The organism is Microbacterium sp. (assembly GCF_029263575.1).
In the GTDB taxonomy this organism is placed as follows: domain Bacteria; phylum Actinomycetota; class Actinomycetes; order Actinomycetales; family Microbacteriaceae; genus Microbacterium.
Genome location: NZ_JAJUFV010000202.1, coordinates 1 through 4584, shown reverse-complemented (window position 1 = coordinate 4584; position 4584 = coordinate 1). Strand labels below are relative to the sequence as shown.

Here is a 4584-nt window from a genome sequence, read left to right as displayed (position 1 = left end):
GGCTGTTTCCCGTCGACGGCCAGCAGCGCATCGCGCGCAGCATCCCGAACACGCTCGACGGCAACGAACCGGTCGTGCTCGTCAGCGACTTCGGCCATGACGGCTTTCTCATCGAGACGGACGCGGTGGCCGCGCACCTGCGCCGCCTGCTCAGCGCATAATCTCGTCAGCGCAGAGCCTGCGCGGCTGTGCGCACGTACGTCCACGGGCGGGTCGCCGTCTCCAGCCGGTGCGTTCCCGTTCCGCCGGTGGGATGCTCGCGGTCGCCGGCCCAGACGAACGTCCGGCTTCCGGCGCGCTGCAGCATATGGGTCTGAAAGTGCTCGGGATCGGATGCCGCGGCCACCGCGTCGGCGATGCGTTCCATACCCGCCAGCAGATGCAGCGTGACCCAGGTCGGCGGAAACAATTCGATCTCGCCGCGCGCGTGCTGAGCGAGCGCGTCGATCGGACGCACCCACTGCCAGTCGGCGACCTCGTCGGGCGCCGGCGTCACCGTACCGCGCATGTCAGAGCACAGGAAGAACCACGTGCGCACACGCTTGGGCGCCTCGGGCGGCGGCGTCCACTGCGACAGCACCGTCAGCCCGGCCGTTATGAGGGCGACCTCTTCGCTCGTCTCGCGCACGGCCGCCCGCGCGGCGGTGTCGATCTCGGATGCGCCGGGTCGAACGTCGGCGGGCTCGACCATGCCGCCGGGAAACACCCACGCGCCGGCGAACGATCCACGATCAGGCCTGCGGATCAGCAGAACGTCGAACCCGTCCGCCGCGTCGCGCGCCACGATCGCCGTGCCCGCAACCGGGAGATTCCCCACCATGACTACTCTGTGTCTGCCGCGTCGATAGCGCGCTCGAGGCGGTCAAGCTTGCCGTCGAGCTCGCCGGTGTAGCCGGGTCGGATGTCGGCCTTGAGCACGAGCGATACGCGCGATCCGAAGGGCATGACCGCCTCGGTCGCTCGCTTGACGACGTCCATGACCGTGTCCCAGTCGGGACCTTCGATCTCGGTGAACATGCTCGTCGTGCGGTGCGACAGCCCTGATTCGCGCACGACGCGCACAGCCGCGGCCACGGCGTCGTGAACGGATCCGTCGGTGTCACCGGTGCCACTGGGGGCGACGGAGAATGCGATGAGCATGGAGCTTCCTCTCTCTCAGGTCTTTCTCGATGTCATACGTCCGGCCGGAACCCGTGCCACGGCGCGGACCGCGACGGCGAGCAGGGCGATCAGCAGCAGGTTACGCACGGTCAGCAGCAGCAAGGGAAGCAGCTCGGCGCGAAGCAGGGCGTCATAGGTCAGCGGGTAGATGAGGCAGGTGAGCCCGCACAGCACCAGCACGAGGCCGGCCGCGACGCCTGAACGGGTCCGATCGAACACGATCCACAGCACGACGGGCGCGATCAGCCAACTCTGGAACTGCGGAGAGCCCACCTTGTTTGTCACGATGAGCACGGTCACCAGCGCCAGCGCGAGCGGTGGAACCAGGCGGTGAGCGGATGCGCCCTTCACCGCTTTGACGACCCCGATGCCGACGACGGCGAGCACGGCGACGACCATGAGCGGTGTCAAAAGGTCCGCCAGCACGTCGATGCCCGGTGCGCCGATCTGGAACGTCAAGATCTCGAAGCTGTAGTCGACGGATGCCGCGCCCACATGCGCCATCCACATCGCCGGCGTCGCCGCGACCGCTTCGATCTGCACGCCGCGGCCGGTCTGCTCGCCCAGGAACGCGAGCAGATGCCGGTCAGCCCCGAGCAAGAACAGCACAGCGACGATCCCGCCCGTGACAGCGACGGCGGTCAGAAGCATCCGCCACCGGCTGCGCACTCCCACGACGGCCGCGAGCAGCAGAGCGCCGGGCCAGATCTTGATCCACGCGCCGAGAGTCAGCAGCGCCGCAGCGACGGCAGGTCGACGCACGAGCCACGAGCCAGCCATCACTGCCAGCGGAACGGTGATCGCGTCGATACGGTACATCGCGATCGGACCGAGCAGCAGCAGCGCGGCCGTCCAGAACCACCCGGCTGAGCGGCGAGCGGCGGAACCGGTGCGACCGACGAGCACGCCGAAGCCGACGGCATCCACCGCCGTGACCACCCCGGCCCAGGCGATCAGATACGCGCCCGAGGTGCCCACGACGCCGACCAGAGGCCACGACAGCACGTGGGTGATGAGCATGGGCACCAGCGCCAGCTGCGGGTAGACCCAGGGCTCGTTGATGCCGACGATCGAGCCGCCGGAGAGCGCCGCCGTCGACCAGGGCTCGTAGACCAGCACGACATCGCCCATGGGCTGGCTGGGATACACCCACCCCAACCAGGCGATCAGCACATGCACCGCGAGGAACGCACCCCACAGCCCGATGGTCCGAGCTCTCACGACAGCAGATCTCCGATGGCGATGGGCAGAGCCTGGGCGACATCGAGCGCGACGATCGGATGGCCTACGCGGGTGTCGTGCATCCCCGCTGCCCATGCGGCAGCGTGCCCGTGCAGCCATGCCCCGGCGGCGGCGACCTCGGCCAGCGGAGCCGTCGGATTCGCCGCGATGATGGCGCCCACGACGCCCGCGAGCACGTCGCCCGCGCCGGCCGTCGCAAGCCAGCCAGGAGCCGAGCGGATCGAGCGAATCAAACCATCGGATGCGGCGACCAGCGTAGTCGCGCCTTTCAGCAGCACGGTTCCGCCCAGCTCGGCAGCCACCTGAGCCGCAGCGTCCGCTCGGTCGGCGATGGCGGGATCGAGACCGAGCTGCTCGCGGAGCCGGGCGAATTCGCCAGCGTGCGGGGTGATGACCAGCGGTGCCGTCGCACCGGGTGCGAGGTCGAGAGCTCCGGCATCCACGACGACGCCGACGTCCCCGTCGAGGATGCGTCGCAGCGCCGTCTCTTCCTGAGGTGAGCGGCCTTTGGCATCCGTTCCGGAGCCGATGACCCAGGCATCCACGCGTGTCCGGCCGACATCAACGGCGGCAACCGTCTCGGGCCGACGCGCCAGCACAGCGTCAGCTGCCCGCCCGGAACCCACGAATCGCACGAATCCCGCACCGGCGCGCCAGGCGGCTTCGACACCGAGCACGGCGGCGCCGGGATAAGCATCCGTCCCCGTGCGAACAGCCACGACGCCGCGCGAATACTTGTCGTCGTCGGCGCCGGGAATCCGCAGCCGTGCTGCTGTGTCCGCCTGGGACCACTCGCGCACATCGACCATGTGTTCCACGCTAGCGCTCCGGTGCCCTCCGGTCGTACTACGGTCGAAGAGTGGCCCTTCTCTTCTCTCCGCTCAGCATCCGCTCCGTCACCTTCGCCAACCGTCTGTGGGTATCACCGATGTGCATGTACAGCGCCGTCGACGGCGTCGTGCAGGACTTCCACCGCACGCATCTGGCGCAGTTCGCCGCCGGCGGGGCGGGGCTGATCGTCGCTGAAGCCACCGCGGTCGCCGCAGTGGGGCGCATCTCACCTCGGGACGCCGGCATCTGGAACGACGCCCAGCGCGACGCCTGGGCCCCGATCGTGCGCGACATCCACGAGCGCGGCACGCTCGCCGGAATCCAGCTCGCGCACGCCGGCCGCAAGGCCTCGACCTGGTGGCCGTGGGCCGATGAGCGCGGATCGGTCGCACCCGCCGACGGCGGATGGCAGACTGTCGCCCCCTCCGCCGTGGCGTTCGAGGGCTTTGCCCAACCGATCGCGATGGATACCGCGGCCATCGAAGAGCTCGTCGACGACTTCCGCACCGCTGCCGTCCGCGCGATCGACGCGGGGTTCGATGTGATCGAGCTGCACGCCGCGCACGGCTATCTGCTGCATGAGTTCCTCTCCCCCCTGTCGAACCAGCGCACCGACGAGTACGGCGGGTCGCTCGAGAACCGCGCACGGGTGCTGTTGCGCATCGTCGAGGTCGTGCGCACGGCCATCGGCGAGACCGTGCCGCTGTTCGTGCGCATCTCGGCCACCGACCACGCCGCCGGCGGGTTCACGCCGGACGAGGCCGCGACCGTGAGCGAGTGGGCGCTGGGCCAGGGCGCCGACCTCATCGACGTCTCCAGCGGCGGACTCGTCGCGCATCAGAGCATCGACGTGCACCCCGGCTATCAGGTTCCCCTCGCGCGCACCGTGCGCCGCGGCGGGCGTATCCCCGTGAGCGCGGTCGGCCTCATCACCGCAGCTGCGCAGGCCGAACAGGTGCTGCACGAGGGCGCGGCCGATGCGATCTTCGCCGGGCGCGAATGGCTTCGCGATCCCCACTTCGGTCTGCGCGCCGCGCACGAGCTCGGAGCATCCGTCGCCTGGCCTGCGCAGTACGTCCGCGCCCGCTGGCGCTGACGCGACGCCGCGCCGGCGCTAACGCCCCCGCACGCGACGTGTGGCGTCCTGCACCTCGCCAACCAGCTCCTCCAGGATGTCTTCCAAGAACAGCACGGCCGTCGTCTCGCCTCGCTGATCGCGCACACGTGCCAGGTGCCGGCCGGCTCGGCGCATGACAGCGAGAGCATCCTCCAAGTCGGTGTCCTGCTGAACAGGGACCATGTGGTGGATGCGCTTGGACGGAATGGCCACGGTCGTCATGGTCGCGGCAT

At 69.6% G+C, this 4584-nt stretch carries 5 protein-coding genes and 2 pseudogenes; 2 read left to right on the top strand and 5 right to left on the bottom strand.

Annotated features, from left to right (window positions below):
* Window positions 1-161: pseudogene (locus Q1J95_RS14705) on the top strand (homoserine O-acetyltransferase); the annotation flags it as partial.
* A 5-nt stretch (window positions 162-166) separates the two neighbouring features.
* Here Q1J95_RS14705 and Q1J95_RS14700 read toward each other — a convergent pair.
* The 4 genes from Q1J95_RS14700 to Q1J95_RS14685 are packed head-to-tail and all read right to left on the bottom strand — an operon-like array spanning window position 167 to window position 3212.
* Window positions 167-820 carry an NUDIX domain-containing protein gene (locus tag Q1J95_RS14700; RefSeq protein ID WP_300268912.1) on the bottom strand — a complete coding sequence of 218 codons (654 nt, stop codon included), beginning with the start codon at window positions 818-820 and terminating at the stop codon, window positions 167-169.
* A gap of 2 nt (window positions 821-822) precedes the next feature.
* Window positions 823-1140: a thiamine-binding protein gene (locus Q1J95_RS14695; RefSeq protein ID WP_300268909.1), complete on the bottom strand. Its 318-nt coding sequence runs from the start codon at window positions 1138-1140 to the stop codon at window positions 823-825.
* Window positions 1141-1155: 15 nt separating this feature from the next.
* Window positions 1156-2382 (bottom strand): glycosyltransferase family 87 protein, encoded by a 1227-nt coding sequence (locus Q1J95_RS14690; RefSeq protein WP_300268906.1) that lies wholly within the window; start codon window positions 2380-2382, stop codon window positions 1156-1158.
* Window positions 2379-3212 (bottom strand): ADP/ATP-dependent (S)-NAD(P)H-hydrate dehydratase, encoded by an 834-nt coding sequence (locus Q1J95_RS14685; RefSeq protein ID WP_300268904.1) that lies wholly within the window; start codon window positions 3210-3212, stop codon window positions 2379-2381. Before Q1J95_RS14685 ends, Q1J95_RS14690 begins: the two co-directional genes overlap by 4 nt.
* A gap of 50 nt (window positions 3213-3262) precedes the next feature.
* Between Q1J95_RS14685 and Q1J95_RS14680 the strand changes: the two genes are divergently transcribed.
* The gene (locus Q1J95_RS14680; protein ID WP_300268901.1) at window positions 3263-4330 is read left to right on the top strand and encodes an NADH:flavin oxidoreductase/NADH oxidase; all 1068 of its coding nucleotides are present in this window, start codon (window positions 3263-3265) and stop codon (window positions 4328-4330) included.
* Window positions 4331-4348: 18 nt separating this feature from the next.
* On the opposite strand, the pseudogene Q1J95_RS14675 reads toward Q1J95_RS14680, so the two are convergent.
* Window positions 4349-4584, bottom strand: a pseudogene (locus tag Q1J95_RS14675) (hypothetical protein); the annotation flags it as partial.